Source organism: Solibacillus silvestris, from assembly GCF_051967575.1.
Lineage (GTDB): Bacteria > Bacillota > Bacilli > Bacillales_A > Planococcaceae > Solibacillus > Solibacillus silvestris_B.
Genome location: NZ_JBQCJW010000033.1, coordinates 23,830 through 40,941, shown reverse-complemented (window position 1 = coordinate 40,941; position 17,112 = coordinate 23,830). Strand labels below are relative to the sequence as shown.

18 protein-coding genes are annotated in these 17,112 nt (G+C 41.2%); 13 read left to right on the top strand and 5 right to left on the bottom strand.

Annotated features, from left to right (window positions below; genetic code table 11):
- Positions 1-191: 191 nt before the first annotated feature.
- Positions 192-683 (bottom strand): 23S rRNA methyltransferase, encoded by a 492-nt coding sequence (locus tag ACTHOQ_RS15855; protein ID WP_440497116.1) that lies wholly within the window; start codon positions 681-683, stop codon positions 192-194.
- A gap of 611 nt (positions 684-1,294) precedes the next feature.
- Here ACTHOQ_RS15855 and ACTHOQ_RS15850 point away from each other — a divergent pair.
- From ACTHOQ_RS15850 to ACTHOQ_RS15795, 12 genes are all read left to right on the top strand, one after another.
- Complete coding sequence (locus ACTHOQ_RS15850; RefSeq protein ID WP_440497115.1) at positions 1,295-2,341, top strand: DmpA family aminopeptidase; 1,047 nt, start codon at positions 1,295-1,297, stop codon at positions 2,339-2,341.
- A 311-nt stretch (positions 2,342-2,652) separates the two neighbouring features.
- Positions 2,653-3,384 (top strand): M15 family metallopeptidase, encoded by a 732-nt coding sequence (locus ACTHOQ_RS15845; protein WP_440497114.1) that lies wholly within the window; start codon positions 2,653-2,655, stop codon positions 3,382-3,384.
- Positions 3,381-4,175 (top strand): M55 family metallopeptidase, encoded by a 795-nt coding sequence (locus tag ACTHOQ_RS15840; RefSeq protein ID WP_440497113.1) that lies wholly within the window; start codon positions 3,381-3,383, stop codon positions 4,173-4,175. Before ACTHOQ_RS15845 ends, ACTHOQ_RS15840 begins: the two co-directional genes overlap by 4 nt.
- Positions 4,176-4,188: 13 nt before the next feature.
- Positions 4,189-5,274 (top strand): dipeptide epimerase, encoded by a 1,086-nt coding sequence (locus ACTHOQ_RS15835; protein ID WP_440497112.1) that lies wholly within the window; start codon positions 4,189-4,191, stop codon positions 5,272-5,274.
- A 23-nt stretch (positions 5,275-5,297) separates the two neighbouring features.
- Positions 5,298-7,106, top strand: coding sequence for a peptide ABC transporter substrate-binding protein (locus ACTHOQ_RS15830; protein ID WP_440497111.1), 1,809 nt, complete (start codon positions 5,298-5,300; stop codon positions 7,104-7,106).
- A 99-nt stretch (positions 7,107-7,205) separates the two neighbouring features.
- Positions 7,206-8,150 (top strand): ABC transporter permease, encoded by a 945-nt coding sequence (locus ACTHOQ_RS15825; protein ID WP_440497110.1) that lies wholly within the window; start codon positions 7,206-7,208, stop codon positions 8,148-8,150.
- A complete protein-coding gene (locus ACTHOQ_RS15820; RefSeq protein WP_440497109.1) occupies positions 8,150-9,136 on the top strand; it encodes an ABC transporter permease in 987 nt (328 codons plus the stop codon). The genes ACTHOQ_RS15825 and ACTHOQ_RS15820 overlap by 1 nt, the downstream gene beginning before the upstream one ends.
- A gap of 15 nt (positions 9,137-9,151) precedes the next feature.
- Positions 9,152-10,198 (top strand): ABC transporter ATP-binding protein, encoded by a 1,047-nt coding sequence (locus tag ACTHOQ_RS15815; RefSeq protein WP_440497108.1) that lies wholly within the window; start codon positions 9,152-9,154, stop codon positions 10,196-10,198.
- The gene (locus ACTHOQ_RS15810; RefSeq protein ID WP_440497120.1) at positions 10,191-11,141 is read left to right on the top strand and encodes an oligopeptide/dipeptide ABC transporter ATP-binding protein; all 951 of its coding nucleotides are present in this window, start codon (positions 10,191-10,193) and stop codon (positions 11,139-11,141) included. Before ACTHOQ_RS15815 ends, ACTHOQ_RS15810 begins: the two co-directional genes overlap by 8 nt.
- A gap of 3 nt (positions 11,142-11,144) precedes the next feature.
- Positions 11,145-12,083: a S66 peptidase family protein gene (locus ACTHOQ_RS15805; protein ID WP_440497107.1), complete on the top strand. Its 939-nt coding sequence runs from the start codon at positions 11,145-11,147 to the stop codon at positions 12,081-12,083.
- Between the two features lie 4 nt (positions 12,084-12,087).
- The gene (locus ACTHOQ_RS15800; RefSeq protein WP_440497106.1) at positions 12,088-12,855 is read left to right on the top strand and encodes a serine hydrolase; all 768 of its coding nucleotides are present in this window, start codon (positions 12,088-12,090) and stop codon (positions 12,853-12,855) included.
- Between the two features lie 6 nt (positions 12,856-12,861).
- A complete protein-coding gene (locus ACTHOQ_RS15795; RefSeq protein WP_440497105.1) occupies positions 12,862-13,683 on the top strand; it encodes a C40 family peptidase in 822 nt (273 codons plus the stop codon).
- Positions 13,684-13,745: 62 nt separating this feature from the next.
- Here ACTHOQ_RS15795 and ACTHOQ_RS15790 read toward each other — a convergent pair whose 3' ends face one another.
- The 4 genes from ACTHOQ_RS15790 to ACTHOQ_RS15775 form a co-directional block, all read right to left on the bottom strand.
- Complete coding sequence (locus tag ACTHOQ_RS15790) at positions 13,746-14,321, bottom strand: hypothetical protein (RefSeq protein ID WP_440497104.1); 576 nt, start codon at positions 14,319-14,321, stop codon at positions 13,746-13,748.
- A gap of 18 nt (positions 14,322-14,339) precedes the next feature.
- Complete coding sequence (ispG, locus tag ACTHOQ_RS15785; RefSeq protein WP_440497103.1) at positions 14,340-15,443, bottom strand: flavodoxin-dependent (E)-4-hydroxy-3-methylbut-2-enyl-diphosphate synthase; 1,104 nt, start codon at positions 15,441-15,443, stop codon at positions 14,340-14,342.
- 131 nt (positions 15,444-15,574) lie between these two features.
- Complete coding sequence (yqfZ, locus tag ACTHOQ_RS15780) at positions 15,575-15,910, bottom strand: protein YqfZ (RefSeq protein WP_440497102.1); 336 nt, start codon at positions 15,908-15,910, stop codon at positions 15,575-15,577.
- 74 nt (positions 15,911-15,984) lie between these two features.
- Positions 15,985-16,491: a DUF1189 family protein gene (locus ACTHOQ_RS15775; protein WP_440497101.1), complete on the bottom strand. Its 507-nt coding sequence runs from the start codon at positions 16,489-16,491 to the stop codon at positions 15,985-15,987.
- A 132-nt stretch (positions 16,492-16,623) separates the two neighbouring features.
- On the opposite strand from ACTHOQ_RS15775, the gene ACTHOQ_RS15770 reads away from it, so the two are divergent.
- On the top strand, positions 16,624-17,103 hold the full coding sequence (locus ACTHOQ_RS15770) for a DUF456 domain-containing protein (RefSeq protein WP_440497119.1): 480 nt from the start codon (positions 16,624-16,626) through the stop codon (positions 17,101-17,103).
- Positions 17,104-17,112: the final 9 nt, after the last annotated feature.

Sequence of the window (17,112 nt, the reverse complement as noted above, 5' to 3'; positions counted from 1 at the left end):
TAATTTCTTCGCATAAATTTAATTAAAAACACTTGACTGGAGGTAAGGAAAGCGTCCGACCCGCAATGGAAATCAACCCCATGTTATGGTGATGAACCAGGATCTTGAAAGTTTTACCAAGAAAATTTAAATTCCCGCAAATTAAAAATACGGTTTAACGTGTATGGTCGTTACGTTAAACCGTATTTTTTTTACTGTATGTATATATTATAAAAGTGATGAAGGATTTCACTGCCATGTCGTTCAACAAGCGTATTGCCATTTAGCTGCATAAGGACGGTCGTTTTTTGTTCTTCAATGATGCCATTATCGAAGGAAAGGTTCACTTCGATTTGCCCGGATTCCTTTAATTCCTGCTTTTGATCTTCAGAGAATTTTTGCTCGGCAAACAGTCCGTTATTTTGCCATGTACCCGTTACTTTTAGCAGCTGTTCATCACCGCTTCCGTCATAATACCATTGAACATCGCGTAATATAGTTTTAAATAAGTCATTAATTGTAAAAGTCTGATTGCCGAATTCGATTTCGGCTGCACGAATGGAATGTACATCAATCGAAATCGCACTTGCCGCTTCATTAGCCTTTGAGTTTATGCCAGCCGCTGCCTCCTTTAAATCACCGACCGCATCTCCGCATCCAGCTAATAAAACTGCTGTAAAAAATAATAAGATTAAACTTCTCATTAGAGTCCCTCCAATGTTGTTGTTACTTTCATCTTACTAAATTGTATAGAAGGAAACGCATACAATTTAATGTAGAATGTGAAATGTTTGTAACAGAATGCTGCTTGGGCAAATAAAAAAAGTCGTTCAATATCCCTCTAGTTCTGGAAAGAGAAAATCCAAATATAAAAAATATGCGCTTTCAATAAGCGGGATGTCTTTTTCTGTATAACAGCGCACAATGTTGGGTATGTATAAAGATAGAAAAGGATTCCATGGAAATGGAAGGACATCATCTGAAAAAATTGGAAAGTGAGTGGTCAAAATGCGGATCAATGATGAATTGCTTGATAAACTTGGCATTTATTTTGTTTATCATGAAGTGTATAACCGATATGGCATAACATTTGAAAGCTTTGTAGATCGGTGGACGAGAGGGATTCTCGAAATTTAAATCATGAAAATATCATATATGCAGATGATGTTCAAAAATGACATGAATCCGATTCAAAATACTTAGGAAGATACGACCTGAAACAATTCAGCAGGGGTATCTTCTTTTTTAGCTGTTCTTTTTCGGGAAATTTAATTACGATTATATTGTAAAAATCATACTGCAAAGGGGAAAAAAGATGAAAATACGAGGAATGGGTTTAAGCATTGGACAACTGCAAACTGGGGCAAAAAATTGTATAACAGATGTAGAAGGGGTATGTGTCGGTCATGTGACATTGGAATTTTCATTAAACGACCTCGGGGATGCTGCGTGTACAGGGGTGACGGCTATTCTGCCACATGGCGGGAATTTATTTCGGGAAAAGGTGACAGCTGCCGGTTATATTTTGAATGGCTTCGGCAAAACTGCAGGTCTTATTCAAGTGGATGAACTCGGTGTCCTTGAATCGCCCATTATGCTGACAAATACTTTTGGTGTGCCTGCTGTTACGCAAGGGGTTCTCCAGTACATGCTTGAGCAGAACGAAGAAATCGGTCTAACAACAGGAACAGTGAATATCGTTGTCGGCGAATGCAATGACAGCTATTTGAATTCGATTCGCCATTGTGCTGTTAAGCCTGAGCATGCAATAGAGGCTATTCGCAATGCGACAAATGAAATTGCACAAGAAGGCGCGATCGGAGCAGGTAAAGGAATGATGTGCTTCGGCTATAAAGGCGGGATTGGCAGCTCATCGCGCATTGTAAATGGAACATCAAATGAACGCTTTACGGTAGGCTGTCTCGTTTTAAGCAATTTTGGCCAGGCAAATGAGTTTTCAAAAGAGCGGTATATCATGACAGAGGACAATATCGAATCGACAATCAGCCCGACTGATGGCTCCATTATCATTGTGCTTGCGACAGATGCCCCGCTAAGCAGCCGCCAATTAAAGCGGGTGATTAAACGCTGCGGAATTGGTTTAGGGCGTACAGGCAGTCATTTTTCAAACGGTAGCGGAGATATCGTCATAGGCTTTACAACCGCCCGGAAAATTGCTCATCAAACAGAGGACATTTTTGATACTCGTCGGCAATTGCGGGATGACCATACTGTGATGAATACGTTATTTATGGCTGCTGCAGAGGCGACAGAAGAGGCGATCATCAACTCTATGTCCCAAGCACAAACGACAACGGGAAGAAATAATCATACAGTACAAAATTACGTCTTTGGCAAATAATAAAATATAACTTTCTGAGGGGATTTACATAAAGGAGGCTGTCTTTCGCGCTAATTTTGCGTGAAAGACTTTTTTCTTATAAAAAGATAATAAATTCTGGCATAAAATGTATTATTTCTCTTGGATAACTGTTGTTTAAAGTAATTCAGGCAATTGCTAATATATTTTAAAATAGTAATGAAAATGCAAGAAAATACTTTCATTAACGAAATAATTGTGGTATTTTATATTTTATAAACAAAAGACTGAAAACTCCCAATTTTTAAAATATTTAATAATATAGTAAGAGGATAGTAAGGGGAGGTTAAACCATGTTGGAAAAATACTCAATTCCGATTTATGCAAAGGCTGCAACCAGCTTTATTCCCGTTGTAAAAGAAAACGAGGAGCCTTTAGTGGAAATTAGGCCAATTGCGCATAAATTATTTGTTGAGCCACGCTATTTCATCGAAGGAATACCGAATAGTCTTCAAAAAATTTATTTACGGCAGCAAGCGGCATTAAATTTGCTGAAAGCGCTGGAGCATCTACCCGGAAATTTGAGTTTTATTTTATATGATGGTTTTCGTCCTATACAAGTTCAAACATTTCTCTATAACGAGATAAAAAGAAAAATAGAAGGGAAATACCCACAATGGAGCCCACAGCAAATAGAGCTGGAAACGTTGAAATATGTCGCATTCCCAAGTATGGAAGAGCGTTATCATGCACCGCATTTAACAGGAGGGGCAATTGATCTGACGTTAGGGGATCACTTAGGAAATCCACTGAATTTAGGAACTGCTTTTGATGAAACCGAAAAAAAATCGGCTACTTCATATTTTGAAAATCATCCTTCTGAAGACGAAGAAGCATACATCAATCGGCGCATTTTGTTTCATTGCATGACAAATGCAGGGTTTCATAACTATGAAGAAGAATGGTGGCATTATGATTTCGGCAATAAAACTTGGGCAAGTAAAGAACAGACTGACTATGCCATTTATGGACCGATAGCTGCAGTCATACAACAACATCTATTAAAGGAGTATCGATTCATATGAAAATATACATAAGCGCGGATATCGAAGGCATTACCGGAACGACGGTATGGAGCGAAACCGAATTAAACGCCCCTGACTATGCTCAATTTCAAAAGCAAATGACTAACGAAGTGCTTGCTGCTATCGAAGGGGCGTTTGCAGGCGGGGCAACCGAAATATTATTGAAGGACGCACATGACTCGGGTCGCAATATTTTAATTGAAAACCTACCGGAAAATGTGAAGATTATTCGCGGTTGGACACAAGAACCAATGTGTATGGTAGCTGGTTTAGATGAAAGTTTTGATCGAGCGGTTTTTATAGGATACCACAGTGAAGGCGGCAGCGAAAAAAATCCCCTTGCCCATACATTAAGCTTGTTAGCGGATATTAAAATTAATGGAGAATATGCAAGTGAATTTTTAATCAACATGTATGCGGCAGCGCTACATCAAGTACCGGTTGCATTTGTCAGCGGGGATCAGGCATTGACAGAGCATATAGCAAGCTACAATGACCAAATCGCAACATTCGCGACGAAAGAAGGAATCGGTCATGCAACGATAAGTGTAAGTCCGCAAACAACTGTGAAAGAAACGAGACGTCTTATCGAGCAGGCGATGAAAATTGAACGGACAAAGCTTCAAATACAATTGCCGAAGCATTTTAAAGTCGAAATTATTTATAAGGATCATATTAAAGCATACCGTAACTCGTTCTACCCTGGGGCAACGTTCAAGCCGCATAATACAGTGCAGTTTGAAACGAACGATTATTTTGAAGTGCTGCGTTTGCTGCAATTTTTAACTTAAGGCGGGTGGATTCATGAAAATAAAAAACGTAAAGGTCGGCATAGTTGAGGCACCGCTTATTACACCTTTTAAAACGGCATTGCGCACAGTTCATAGTATAAAAAATATTGTCGTAACTGTTTATACCGACGAAGGGCATATCGGAATAGGGGAAGCAGCGCCAACACATGTCATTACAGGGGAAACACTTCAATCCATACGCTATGCTGTTGAAGAAGTGATTGCACCTGCCATATGCGGAATTGATATAGATGAAATCGCAATACTTTGTGATCGAATAGACAAATGTCTTTATCAAAATACGAGCGCAAAAGCAGCTGTGGAAATAGCTCTTTATGATTTATGGGCAAAAAAGTATAATGCTCCCCTTTATAAATTGCTGGGCGGCTACCGAAAGAAAATAACGACAGATATTACGATAAGCGTCAATGATGAGCAACAGATGGTAAATGACAGTATAGCAGCTGTGAAACGAGGCTTTTCTATCTTAAAAATCAAGGTAGGGAAAAGTCCGCAAAATGACGTCGAAAGTGTAATGGCCATTCGGAAGGCAGTCGGCCCCCATGTCGTATTAAGGGTTGATGCAAACCAAGGATGGACAGCTAAGGAAGCGGTCAAAATTATTGTACAGCTGGAGGATCGCGGAGCGGATATCGAGCTAGTCGAACAGCCGGTACACTATAGTGATTTAGCAGGTTTGCAATATGTGACAGGCAATACGCATACAAATATATTAGCGGATGAAAGTGTATTTTCTCCGAAGCAGGCAATCGAAGTCATCGAAAAGCGTGCAGCAGATTTAATAAATATCAAGCTTATGAAAACAGGCGGTATTTCGAAAGCACAGCAAATTTGCCATATTGCAGAAGCGAGTGGTGTGGAATGCATGATTGGCTGCATGCTTGAAACGAAAATCAGTGTCAGTGCAGCAGCACATTTCGCGGCCGCAAATAAAAATGTCACAATGGTCGATCTGGATGGACCGAGCTTATGTGTTGAAGATCCGATTGAAGGGGGACCGAGCTTTGAAGGGGAAAATATTCAAATGACCGAAGCTTCAGGTATTGGATTTTTGATAGAGGCATATTTAGCCAAATAGGATAGGGAAATGGGGGAGTTCGTATGAAAAAGTATTTATTAGCTTTAGTATGTATGTTTGCACTAGTGTTAGCCGCTTGCGGCGATTCTTCGGATTCAGGTAAGACCACGGAATACCGCACTGTATATTCAGGTGAAATTAAAACATTGAACTATTTAAAAACCGCGGAAACTAATGAGTTTGCCTTATCTGCAAACTTGGTGGAAGGTCTAATCGAGTATGATCAGTACGGCATAGTAAAACCAGGCTTGGCAGAAAGCTGGGAGTCAAATGAGGATGCGTCAGTATGGACATTCAAACTTCGTGAAGGCGTGAAATGGGTAGATCATGAAGGTAAAAAAGTGGCAGATGTAGTCGCTCAAGACTTCGTGGACGGCTTGAATTACGTGCTTGATGCGAAAAATGAATCGTCAACTGCATGGATTGCCACTGTAGTTAAAAACGGTGATGCTTTTTATAACGGTGAAGTGACGGATTTCACGCAAGTTGGAATAAAGGCGCTTGATGAAAAGACACTGGAATACACATTGGAAGGCTCAACGCCATACTTTTTATCCATGCTGAACTATGTATGTTTCTTCCCAGTAAGCGGCGAATTTTTGGCTGAAAAAGGTGAAACATTCGGTACTACCCGTGAAAATATTTTATATAACGGTGCATATATTTTAGATAAATTCGAGCCTCAAAATGAACGGGTACTTGTGAAAAACGACGCTTACTGGGATAAAGAAACAGTTAAAATCGACCGTATCCGCTATAAGTACAATAAAGAGGCAGCTACTGTAGCGCCGGAGCTATTTATGCGCGGCGAAATTGACGGGGCTAGCATTCCGACATCCATTTTGGATGAATGGCTGAACAGCGAGGACAAAAAAGATTTAGTGCGCCAAAATACAAATAACTTCTACACATACTTTTATGCATTAAACTTCGATCCGCAATATGATGCAGAATATGAACCGGAAAACTGGAAAGTCGCAGTCAACAACAAAGATTTCCGTAAATCGCTGTACCATGCACTTGATCGCGTATCGGCAATGCTGACAATCGAGCCGTACAATCCGCAAGATTTAATATCGAATACAATTACACCGAAAAATTTCGTTGATGTTGAAGGCGTGGACTACACGCTGCTTGAGCCGTTAAAGGCAATTACGGAAACAGATTCTTTCGACAAAGAATTAGCGCTAAAGCATAAGGAAGCGGCACTGGCAGCATTAAACGGCAAAGCGACATTCCCGGTAAAAGTAGTCTTGCCATATAACTCGGGCTCACCTGAATGGGCAAACCGCTCACAAGTCGTTGAACAACAGCTTGAGAATCTATTAGGCGCCGACTACATTGATGTAGAGCTATATGCGGGACCTGCTACAGGCTTCTTAGGCGAAATCCGCCGTCCAGGGAAGTTCTCTATGCTTGAAGCGAACTGGGGACCGGACTTTGCAGATCCATCCACGTATACAGATCCATTTGCTGCTGGCGGTTCATACAACAAACCAGAGCTTGCTGAAGGCTATAACGGCGAGTATGACAAGTTGGTGGAAGCGGCAAAAGCGGAAGTGGATCCGGCAGCGCGCTATGAACTATTTGCAAAAGCAGAGGCATTTTTAATTGAAGAAGCATTTGTCATTCCATACGCTGTTGGAGGAGGAGGCTATATCGCTTCAAAATTAAATCCATTTGAATCACAATATTCGCCATTTGGTGTTACATCAGAGAAATTTAAAGGTCAGTCTATCCTGGAAAAGCCAATGAATAATGAAGAATACAAGTCTGCTAAAGAGGCATGGGAGAAAGAGCGTGCCGAAGCTTTGGCGAACGCTTCTAATTAATTGATTTAGGCGCTTTTTAAATGTAGCAAGATTAGGAGATGACAGGATTTTTTTCTGCATCTCCTTTCTTATTTTGATAGTGAGAAGGAGGATGCGCGCATGCTGAAATACCTCGGAAAACGTATAGCGCAGTCAGTTTTGACATTATTCATCATTATTACGATTGTTTTCTCCCTGTTACGTTTAATGCCTGATGAGGGCTATTTAGGAGCAGCGGCGGAGAAAATGACGCTTGAACAGCAAGAAGTGTATTTAACTAATTTAGGCTTGCGTGATCCGCTATTAGTACAGCTGAAAAATTTCTATGTGAATTTATTTCAAGGGGATTTAGGAAAATCGATTACATATCGCACAGATGTTCCGGTTTTGGATATTATTCAGGATAAAATGATGTATTCTATAGTTTTTGGTTTAGGGGCAGTCGCTTTATCACTTTTAGTTGGTGTTCCTTTAGGCATTTTAATGGCGCAATTCAAGGGACGCTGGCTGGATCGTTTAGGAACGGGCTATATTGTCTTCATTGTGGCTGTACCGGCGATGGTATATTTTTTGCTGATCCAAATGTATATTTCGGACTGGTTTAACTTGCCGATGCTTTTCGATGAATACAATCCGCGGAGCTTTATTTTGCCGCTCATTTGTTTGGCGCTCGGCCCGATTGCTTCTTATGCGATGTGGATGAGACGCTATATGGTAGATGAGCTGAATAAAGATTATATTAAGCTTGCACGCGCAAAAGGGGTAGCAGAGCGTACAATCATGTTCCGCCATGTCATGAGAAATGCTTTTATCCCAATGGCGCAATATTTGCCGGCGACTATTTTATTCACGATTACCGGTTCGATTTATATTGAATCGTTATTTTCGATTCCGGGCATGGGCGGATTATTGGTTGATGCGATTCAGCGCCAGGATAATAATGTCGTACAAGGCCTTGTCCTTGTATTTTCTTCGCTAGGAATTATTGGTTTGATTTTGGGGGATTTGCTGATGGCGATTGTCGACCCGCGAATTAAGCTGGGGAAAGGGGACAGTGTACGCTAATGGGATTATTTACGAATGAAATTCAGAATATTTCGGAAAAATCGAATGAACAATTACATGATGAATTATTTGAATTTGCGAATATTGACGATGCAAGAGCGGAAGAAACAGCATATTCAAATTATTCCTATTGGCGATCAACTTTCCGATCCTTTAGAAAAAACAAAATTGCGGTTTTTTTATTGGCATTTGTTGTGCTGTTAATTGTTTTTACATTTATCCAGCCATATTTACCAGACCAAAAATCGCCGACCCAAATTTATCTGAATACAGAAACGGGGATGCAAGACCGGAATGTGGCGCCGAATGATGAATATATATTCGGCACGAACTCGATTGGCCAGGATTTATGGGCCCGGATTTGGGAAGGGACGAGAACGTCTTTGTTTATCGGTTTTACTGTAGCGTTAATCGAAGTGCTGATCGGCTTTTCTGTCGGTGCATTATGGGGCTATTCACGTAAACTTGAAGTTCCGATCACCCAGCTTTACAACATAGTGGACAATATTCCGACAACGATTGTCTTGATTTTAATGGCCTATATTTTACGACCAGGAGTATCGACGATCATTATTGCGATGTGTATTACAGGATGGGTGGAAATGGCACGGTTTCTGCGGAATCAAATCGTTATTTTACGGGATCGGGAGTATAATTTGGCGTCAAAAACTTTGGGGACGCCGGGCTATAAAATCATCGTCAAAAACTTGTTGCCGTATTTAATTTCCGTTATTATGCTGCGTATGAGTTTAGCGGTCCCGGCAGCAATAGGCGCAGAAGTATTTTTAACGTATATTGGATTAGGACTCCCGGTGAGCGAACCGTCATTGGGGAACTTGATTAATGAAGGCCGTGTACTGATGATGTCGCCGGATTTACGCTACCAGCTTATTTTCCCGAGTATTGTGCTCAGTGTGATTACGATCGCCTTTTATATTATTGGGAATGCATTTGCGGATGCGGCAGATCCGAAAAATCACGTATAAGGAGGATGGCGTTGGATGGAACAGGAAAAAATATTATCAATCGATAATTTGGTCATTAAATTTAAATTGCGCGGTCAAACATTAACGGCCATTCGTGATATTTCACTAGATTTGTATAAAGGGGAAAGCCTTGCGATTGTAGGTGAATCAGGTTCAGGGAAATCTGTTTTAGTGAAATCCATTATGGGTTTGCTCGATAAAAACGGCTATATTGATTCAGGCCAAATAAATTACGATGGACATGATTTGTCAAAATTCAAAACAGAGGCAGATTGGCTGAAAGTACGCGGCAAAAAAATAGCGATGGTGACTCAAGATCCGATGACATCATTGAATCCGCTTAAAACAATCGGCAAGCAAATCGAAGAAAGTGTCGTGCTGCACCAAGGTTTAAAAGGAAGTGATGCATATGAAAAAACATTGCAGCTATTGCGTGATGTCGGGATACATGATGTAGCACGCCGCTATAAGCAATATCCGCATGAATTTTCGGGAGGAATGCGCCAGCGGATTGTCATCGCAATCGCAGTTGCATGCAACCCTCAAATATTAATATGCGATGAGCCTACCACCGCATTAGATGTAACGATACAGGCGCAAATTTTGCAGCTTTTATCAAACTTGCAGGAAAAGTATTTACTGACGACCATTTATATTACGCATGATTTAGGGGTGGTCGCAAAAGTTGCGGATCGGATTGCCGTTATGTATGCAGGGGATATTATCGAGGTAGGTCAGACGGATGAGGTATTTTTCAACGCAAAGCATCCTTATACATGGGCATTGATTTCTTCATTGCCGCAACTGGGCGTTAAAGGGGAAGAATTATACTCGATTAAAGGAACACCCCCGAATTTATTTAAGGAAATCAAGGGGGATGCATTCGCGCCAAGAAATCAATATGCGCTGAAAATCGACTTTGTTGAACGCCCGCCTTTTTTTAAAGTGACAGATACCCATTTTGCACGCACATGGCTGCTTGATTCAAAGGCGCCAAAGGTAGAGCCTCCCGAAGTGTTGCAAGCATTTTTTGAAGAGGGGAGACAATATGCAAATGAATAATGCAGCAAAAGAAAAACTGATTGAAGTGAAAAATATCGACATTGTGTTCGGAAGCGGAAAAAAGCAATTCAAAGCCGTGGATGATGTAAGTTTTGATATATACAAAGGCGAAACATTTGGTCTTGTAGGCGAGTCGGGCTCAGGCAAAACAACGATTGGTCGTGCCATTATGCGCATTAATCCGATTTCGAGCGGCGAAATTTTATTCCACGGCGAAAAAATAAATGGCCGAATTTCAAGTGCATGGGATCGGGAAATTACGCAAAAAATTCAAATGATTTTCCAAGATCCTGGCGCTTCTTTAAATGAACGCGCAAAAGTGGACTATATCGTTTCAGAAGGATTGATAAATAATAAAAAATACAGCAGTGAGCAAGAACGCATCGAAAAAGTCAAAAAAGCGTTGCTAGAAGTCGGATTGCTGCCGGAATTCGCTTCCCGGTTCCCTCATGAATTTTCGGGAGGCCAGCGTCAACGTATCGGAATCGCGCGCGCACTTGTAATGGAGCCGGAATTTGTCGTAGCAGACGAACCGATTTCCGCGTTGGACGTGTCGATACGTGCACAAGTGTTGAACCTTTTATCAAGCTTGCAGGAACAGCGAGAGCTGACATACTTATTTATCGCGCATGACTTGTCGATTGTCCGCTTTATTACAGACCGTACAGCGGTAATTTACAAAGGGAAGATTGTCGAACTCGGTGAAACGGAAAAGCTTTTCAATAATCCGCTTCACCCATATACGAAAGCTTTATTAGCCGCAGTACCGGAGCCGAATCCGTATAAGGAGCGCTTAAAGAAGCTACAAGTATATGACCCGGCCGTGCATCAATACGACATGGACCCGCCGGAGTTTGCGGAAATTGAGAAAGGGCATTTCGTGCTGGCAAACAAAGAAGAGCAGGAGCAATACAAAGCGCATATCGTAAAAGTGGGGGTGTGAACAATGGCGTTGGTTATTCCAAAAGCGCTAAAAAAAGGGGATACGGTTGCATTGGTGAGCGCATCAGGCGCAACCCCAAAAGAGCGGCTGCAGCCCGCGATTGAGGCTGTTGAAAAGCTTGGATTTAATGTGGTCGTTGGAGAAACATGTAAAGTGCGTCATGGATATTTCGGTGGATCGGATGATTTGCGGGCAAATGAGTTGAATGCAATGTTCCGAAACCCGGAAATCGCCGGAATTTTTTGTATTAGAGGCGGTTATGGAGCTACACGAATTTTGCCGAAGCTTGATTTGGAAATGATCAAAAACAATCCGAAAGTATTTGCAGGATATAGCGATGTCACGGCATTGCATATTGTTTTTAATCAGCAATGCGGGTTTGTCACATATCATACACCGATGCCGTCGACGGAATTCATCCAGGACAAAATGGATGATTACACATGGAATTATTTCATGCAAAGTGTGACAAATACTGGGCAGCATAAGTATATACTTGAAAATGCTCAAGGGGAAGAGTTTGTGACACTTGTGCAAGGTTTTGCCGCAGGCGAACTGGTCGGCGGAAATTTAACGCTTGTTGTCGCTTCTTTAGGCACCCCATATGAAATTGACCTAAAAGGCAAAATATTGTTTTTGGAAGATATCGACGAAAATGTGCAGCGAATTGACCGTATGCTGACACAGCTTGCATTGTCAGGAAAACTGCATGAACTATCGGGGATTTTGCTTGGCAGTTGGACGGATTGTGGTCCTATGGATACGAAAAATCCAGAAAATAACTTAAGTTTGGAGACAGTGTTCGGCGAAATTTTAGTGCCATTGAATATTCCGATTTTAAAGAATGTGACATGTGGCCACATTTTGCCGACAATGTCTTTGCCGCTTGGCAGATCCATTGAGCTGGATGCAACAAATAAAGTAATCCGGGTAGTAGGGTGACAGTATGCAAGAACAAATAAAGCAGTTGATAGAACAGTGTCCATATAAAGTGCATATTGCAGTGCAAGACTACAAAACGAGTAAGGCGGTTCTGGAAATTCGCGGGCAGGAAGTGTTCAGCAGTGCAAGCGTCATTAAAGTCCCGATTTTAATTGCGATTTTGGCGCATCTGCAGAAAACAAACGGGGATTTGCAGCAAGTTCTTGAAATCGCCGATGAAAATATCGTGGATTTCAGTGTCATAACAGAGCAAAAGCAAACTAGTGCAACATTGCATGAACTGCTGCTATGGATGACAATCACGAGCGACAATACAGCAACAAATGCGTGCATCGATTTATTGGGAATGGAAGCGCTGAATTTTTACTTTAAGGAAATAGGCTTGCAAAATACACAGGTACAACGCAAAATGATGGATTTTAAGCGTCAAAAGCTAGGGTTTGATAATGAGACAACCGCAAGCGATATGCAGCATTTATTCCGGCTCATTTATGAGGGGAAACTGCTTTCAAGCGATTGGAATAGAGTGGCGATCGATATTTTATGCCGTCAGCGCAGTTATGAATCACTGAAACGCTATATCGTCGATGATGTGAAAATGGCGCATAAAACAGGCGGACTTGATACGGTTGATCATGACGCGGGAATTGTTTTTACGAAACAAAGCGACTATTTTATCGGTGTTTTTATTACGGAAGTAACGGATAATGATAAAGCGAAGCAAATGATAGGTGCGATCTCGAAAATTGTATATGAGCATTATACGAAATGACAGGGAGTGAATACTTTGAATGCAGTAGTAAATGTAATGATTGCAAATCTACATAATAAAACAGATCTACATTCAGAGCTAGTTGATGAGGCACTATACGGAATGCCGGTGGAAATAGTTGAGGACATTGATGATGAATGGGCCATGATCCGGACGTTTTATCGTTATGAAGGTTATACATTAAAATCGAATTTGCAGCTTGGAAGCGATATGCTGGCAGACTGGATTGCGGAAGCGAATTATGTAGTGATGCAAAGCTTTGCGGATGTGCTTTCAAGACCAAAAATTCAGAGTGATAAAATCATAACATTGACGCGCGGCGCTTTTATACAAGTTATTTTAGAAGCCGGACTCGATCATGCATGGACAAAAGTGCGGCTTGTGACAGGGGAAATAGGCTATTTGCGTTCGGCTTGGATTAAGGAGCGCGTAAAAGTCTATACGGCAAATGAAGATCTATTCCGGAAGCAAGTAGTCGAAACAGCATTCCGTTATCTAGGGGCGCCATATCGCTGGGGCGGAAAGACGGCTTTAGGTATTGATTGTTCAGGACTTGTCTCGATGGCCTATATGTTGAATGGCGCTTATATTTACCGCGATGCCAAAATTTTGGAAGGCTTTCCATTGCGCAAAATCGAACGCGAAAACTTGAAGATCGGGGATTTGATTTTCTTCCCGGGCCATGTCGCAATGTATATCGGCAATGAACAGTATATTCATTCATCGCTTGGCGGCAATGAAGTGAGTGTAAACAGTTTAAATTTGCAGGACGCGCATTACCGTGAAGATTTGGCGACAACGATTACGGAGTGCGGAACTATTTTCTAATTTGGAAGAAGAGAAAAAGGGACTGATCAGCAAATTTTCATTACTGGGCAGTCCCTTTAAATTTAAAAGTTTTTTCGAATCCATTCGTTTGCCTCCAGCCAATTGTTTACGCGTATCACGTTGTTTGGCACAGGCATTCGATTATATGGTGTATCAAATAATACAACAGGAATATTCAGTTGTTCTGCAATATCAACAGCGTTATCATGTTTGTCTTCGAAAAAAGCCTCGACTCCATGCCTTTTGGCTATTTCGATTTTATTATGGCTTCCAATGCATTCGATATGATCGTATGGCACTTTGAAGGATTCGAACCAATTTTTTGTGACATCGAAAACATTTTCGCCGCGAGCGGAAATATAATAAAGTTCATATTGTTTTTGCCATTCTGTCAATACGGATTTAGCGTCTTGGGCAAGCTCGCTCACTTCATACATATGAGGCTCATTTTCCTTAAACCAGTTTTGAAATTCTGTACGATTGACCGCATATGGAAAGCCGCTTAAAAAATCATATTCCGTTACATCCTGTAGCGTCATATTAATGTTGTACTGCTTATTAATATGTGGAATCAATGTGGCAGGACATGTTACCGTCCCATCGATATCAATGCCAAATCGATGCTTTAAGTTCGTCATTTCAATATGCTCCATTCCTTATGCGTTTGCTTCAGCGGCGCGTTTTTCCGCCATTTCAGCAGCTAGTTTATCAATTTCTTTTTTCAGCTCTTCCACCATTGTTTCCTCAGGCACTTTGCGAACTGTTTTTCCTTTCATGAATAACAGACCTTCGCCGCGGGCACCCGCAATCCCGATGTCTGCCTCACGCGCTTCACCTGGACCGTTTACCGCACAGCCAAGCACCGCAACTTTTAAAGGGACATTCAGCTTCGAAATATATTCTTCGACTTCATTGGCAATTGAAATTAAGTCGATTTCGATGCGGCCGCAAGTCGGGCAGGAAATCAATGTTGCCATATTTGATGCCAAGCCGAATGATTTCAGCAATTCCCGGGCTACTTTAATCTCTTCAACCGGATCCGCGGATAATGAAATGCGTAATGTATTCCCGATACCTTTAGATAAAATTGCACCTAACCCAGCAGCGGATTTTACAGTGCCTGCGAACAATGTGCCTGATTCCGTTATCCCTAAATGAAGCGGATAATCAAATGCTTTCGCCGCTTTTTCATATGCTTCAATGGCAAGATTGACATCTGATGCTTTCATCGACACGATAATGTCATGGAAATCCAAGTCTTCTAAAATTTTAATATGGTGCAATGCAGATTCTACCATTCCGTCTGCAGTAGGGTAGCCGTATTTTTCAAGAATATGGCGCTCAAGGGAACCGGCATTTACACCGATACGAATCGGAATACCTTTTGCTTTAGCGGCATTTACCACTGCCTCTACTTTTTCGCGTCGCCCGATATTGCCTGGGTTGATACGAACTTTATCGATGCCGCCTTCAATGGCTTTTAGCGCTAATTTGTAATCAAAATGAATATCCGCTACTAACGGGATATTGATTTGTTTTTTTATTTCGGGTATTGCTTCTGCAGCGCGCTCATCGGGCACTGCTACACGCACGATTTGACATCCAGCCTCTTCTAAACGTTTAATTTCAGCAACAGTTGCTTCAACATCATGTGTTTTCGTCGTGCACATACTTTGGATTACGACTTCGTTGTTCCCACCAATTGTTAAATTACCGACACGCACAGGACGCGTTTTCGTACGGTGAACGATTTCACTCATGAAAAATTCTCTCCTTCTCAGGCTTGTTAATGTTGTTTTATCTTTCCACAGATATAAACGATATGTAAGCCGTCACTGTTCCTTATTTTATCAGTGTATGAAAAGAAGAACAAGGAAGAAACGTTGTGAATTCAATTTGTACAATTTTCATTCACATGTGAGATGATCGGTACAAGAACGGTGTCGCCGGGAACGAGCGGCTGCAAATTCAAATGAGGATTGAGCTTGTAAAACTGTGCAAGTCTTTCCGGAAAAGTTGTTTTGACGGGCGAGGGAGTTGCTGAAAATAAACTATAGATCGTATCGTCTTGCTGAATTTTTACGACAACATAGCTCTGTTCCTTCACTTCATCACACGACTGCTCGGTCGCATAAAAAGAGGCTAAAGGCAATGACCCTTCCTGCAAATCGACTTTAACGACGAATGCGAGTAATAAAAGCGCGATAGAAACTAGTAAAATGCGCAAAAAAATCCCTCCTTATCTATACAATTAAACTTGTAAATGAATTGTTAAACTATATGATATGGAGAGGGGATTTATTATTTTTCAACTGGATATTTTGTTAAGGCAATGATAATGAATAACATCGTAATGAAAATACTGATCATGGTGGTAACAGTTGGAGAAATAGGGAACAAATTTCCGAACATAGTTAGAAATGTTGCCCAAGTGCTCGCAAATACGGCTGTCCGCCATACTTGCCGATATTCCCCCCGACGTTTCATCGGCTTGATGAATAACTGTCCGGCAAGCGCATATAAGCTTACTTTAATGAAGTATATCGAAGTGTTTAAAACGAATAAAAAAAGTATCGCAATCGGATAAACAATCCACTGAACATTTTGTGCATATTGCTCGATTTCGGAATAGCTAAAAATCTTTTCCGTCCCGCCATTGATAAATTGCCCGAAAGAAAAGGCAGTTAATAGTGTGATCATCAAAAACGCATACTGCATTACTTTTCCGATAGAAAGGATACGATAAGCACCTAGTTTTTTAGGGTTTGTCAAGCTATGCATCAACAATTGCAAGTGTGAAATTTTCATATGTATAACGGCTCCTTTAACGAGTAGTGTAACATGAAAAAAAACCTATTTAAACTTGGGAAAACAAAATTGAATCTTTTCTTCAGTTATTTCGTATAATTTGTGAAGAACTTATAAAAGGAAGTGGCAATGTTGGACATTATTGCATGGGTGCTTATTATAGCGTTATTTATCGTTGCTTTTATTGGTTTAGTGTACCCGATCATCCCATCCGTCCTGTTTTTATTAGGCGGTTTTATCGTATATGGTCTATTTTACAGCTTCAGCGATCTACCCTGGTGGTTCTGGCTCATTCAATTATTGTTCGTTGCATTGCTGTTTGCGGCAGACACTGTTTCCAACTTAATTGGTGTTAAAAAATTTGGCGGCTCAAAGGCGGGTATGTGGGGCAGCACGATTGGATTATTAGTCGGGCCATTCGTCATTCCGTTCGCCGGGATTATTGCCGGGCCATTCATCGGGGCGATCATTGGTGAATTAATCGTTGAACGAAGCAATTTCCGGCAGGCGATCAAAGTTGGAGTTGGTTCGGTCTTGGGATTTCTCACATCTGTCGCAACAAAAGGGATCGTTCAGGCAGTCATGATTGCTCTATTTTTTATAGCGATTTAAATGCAGTGC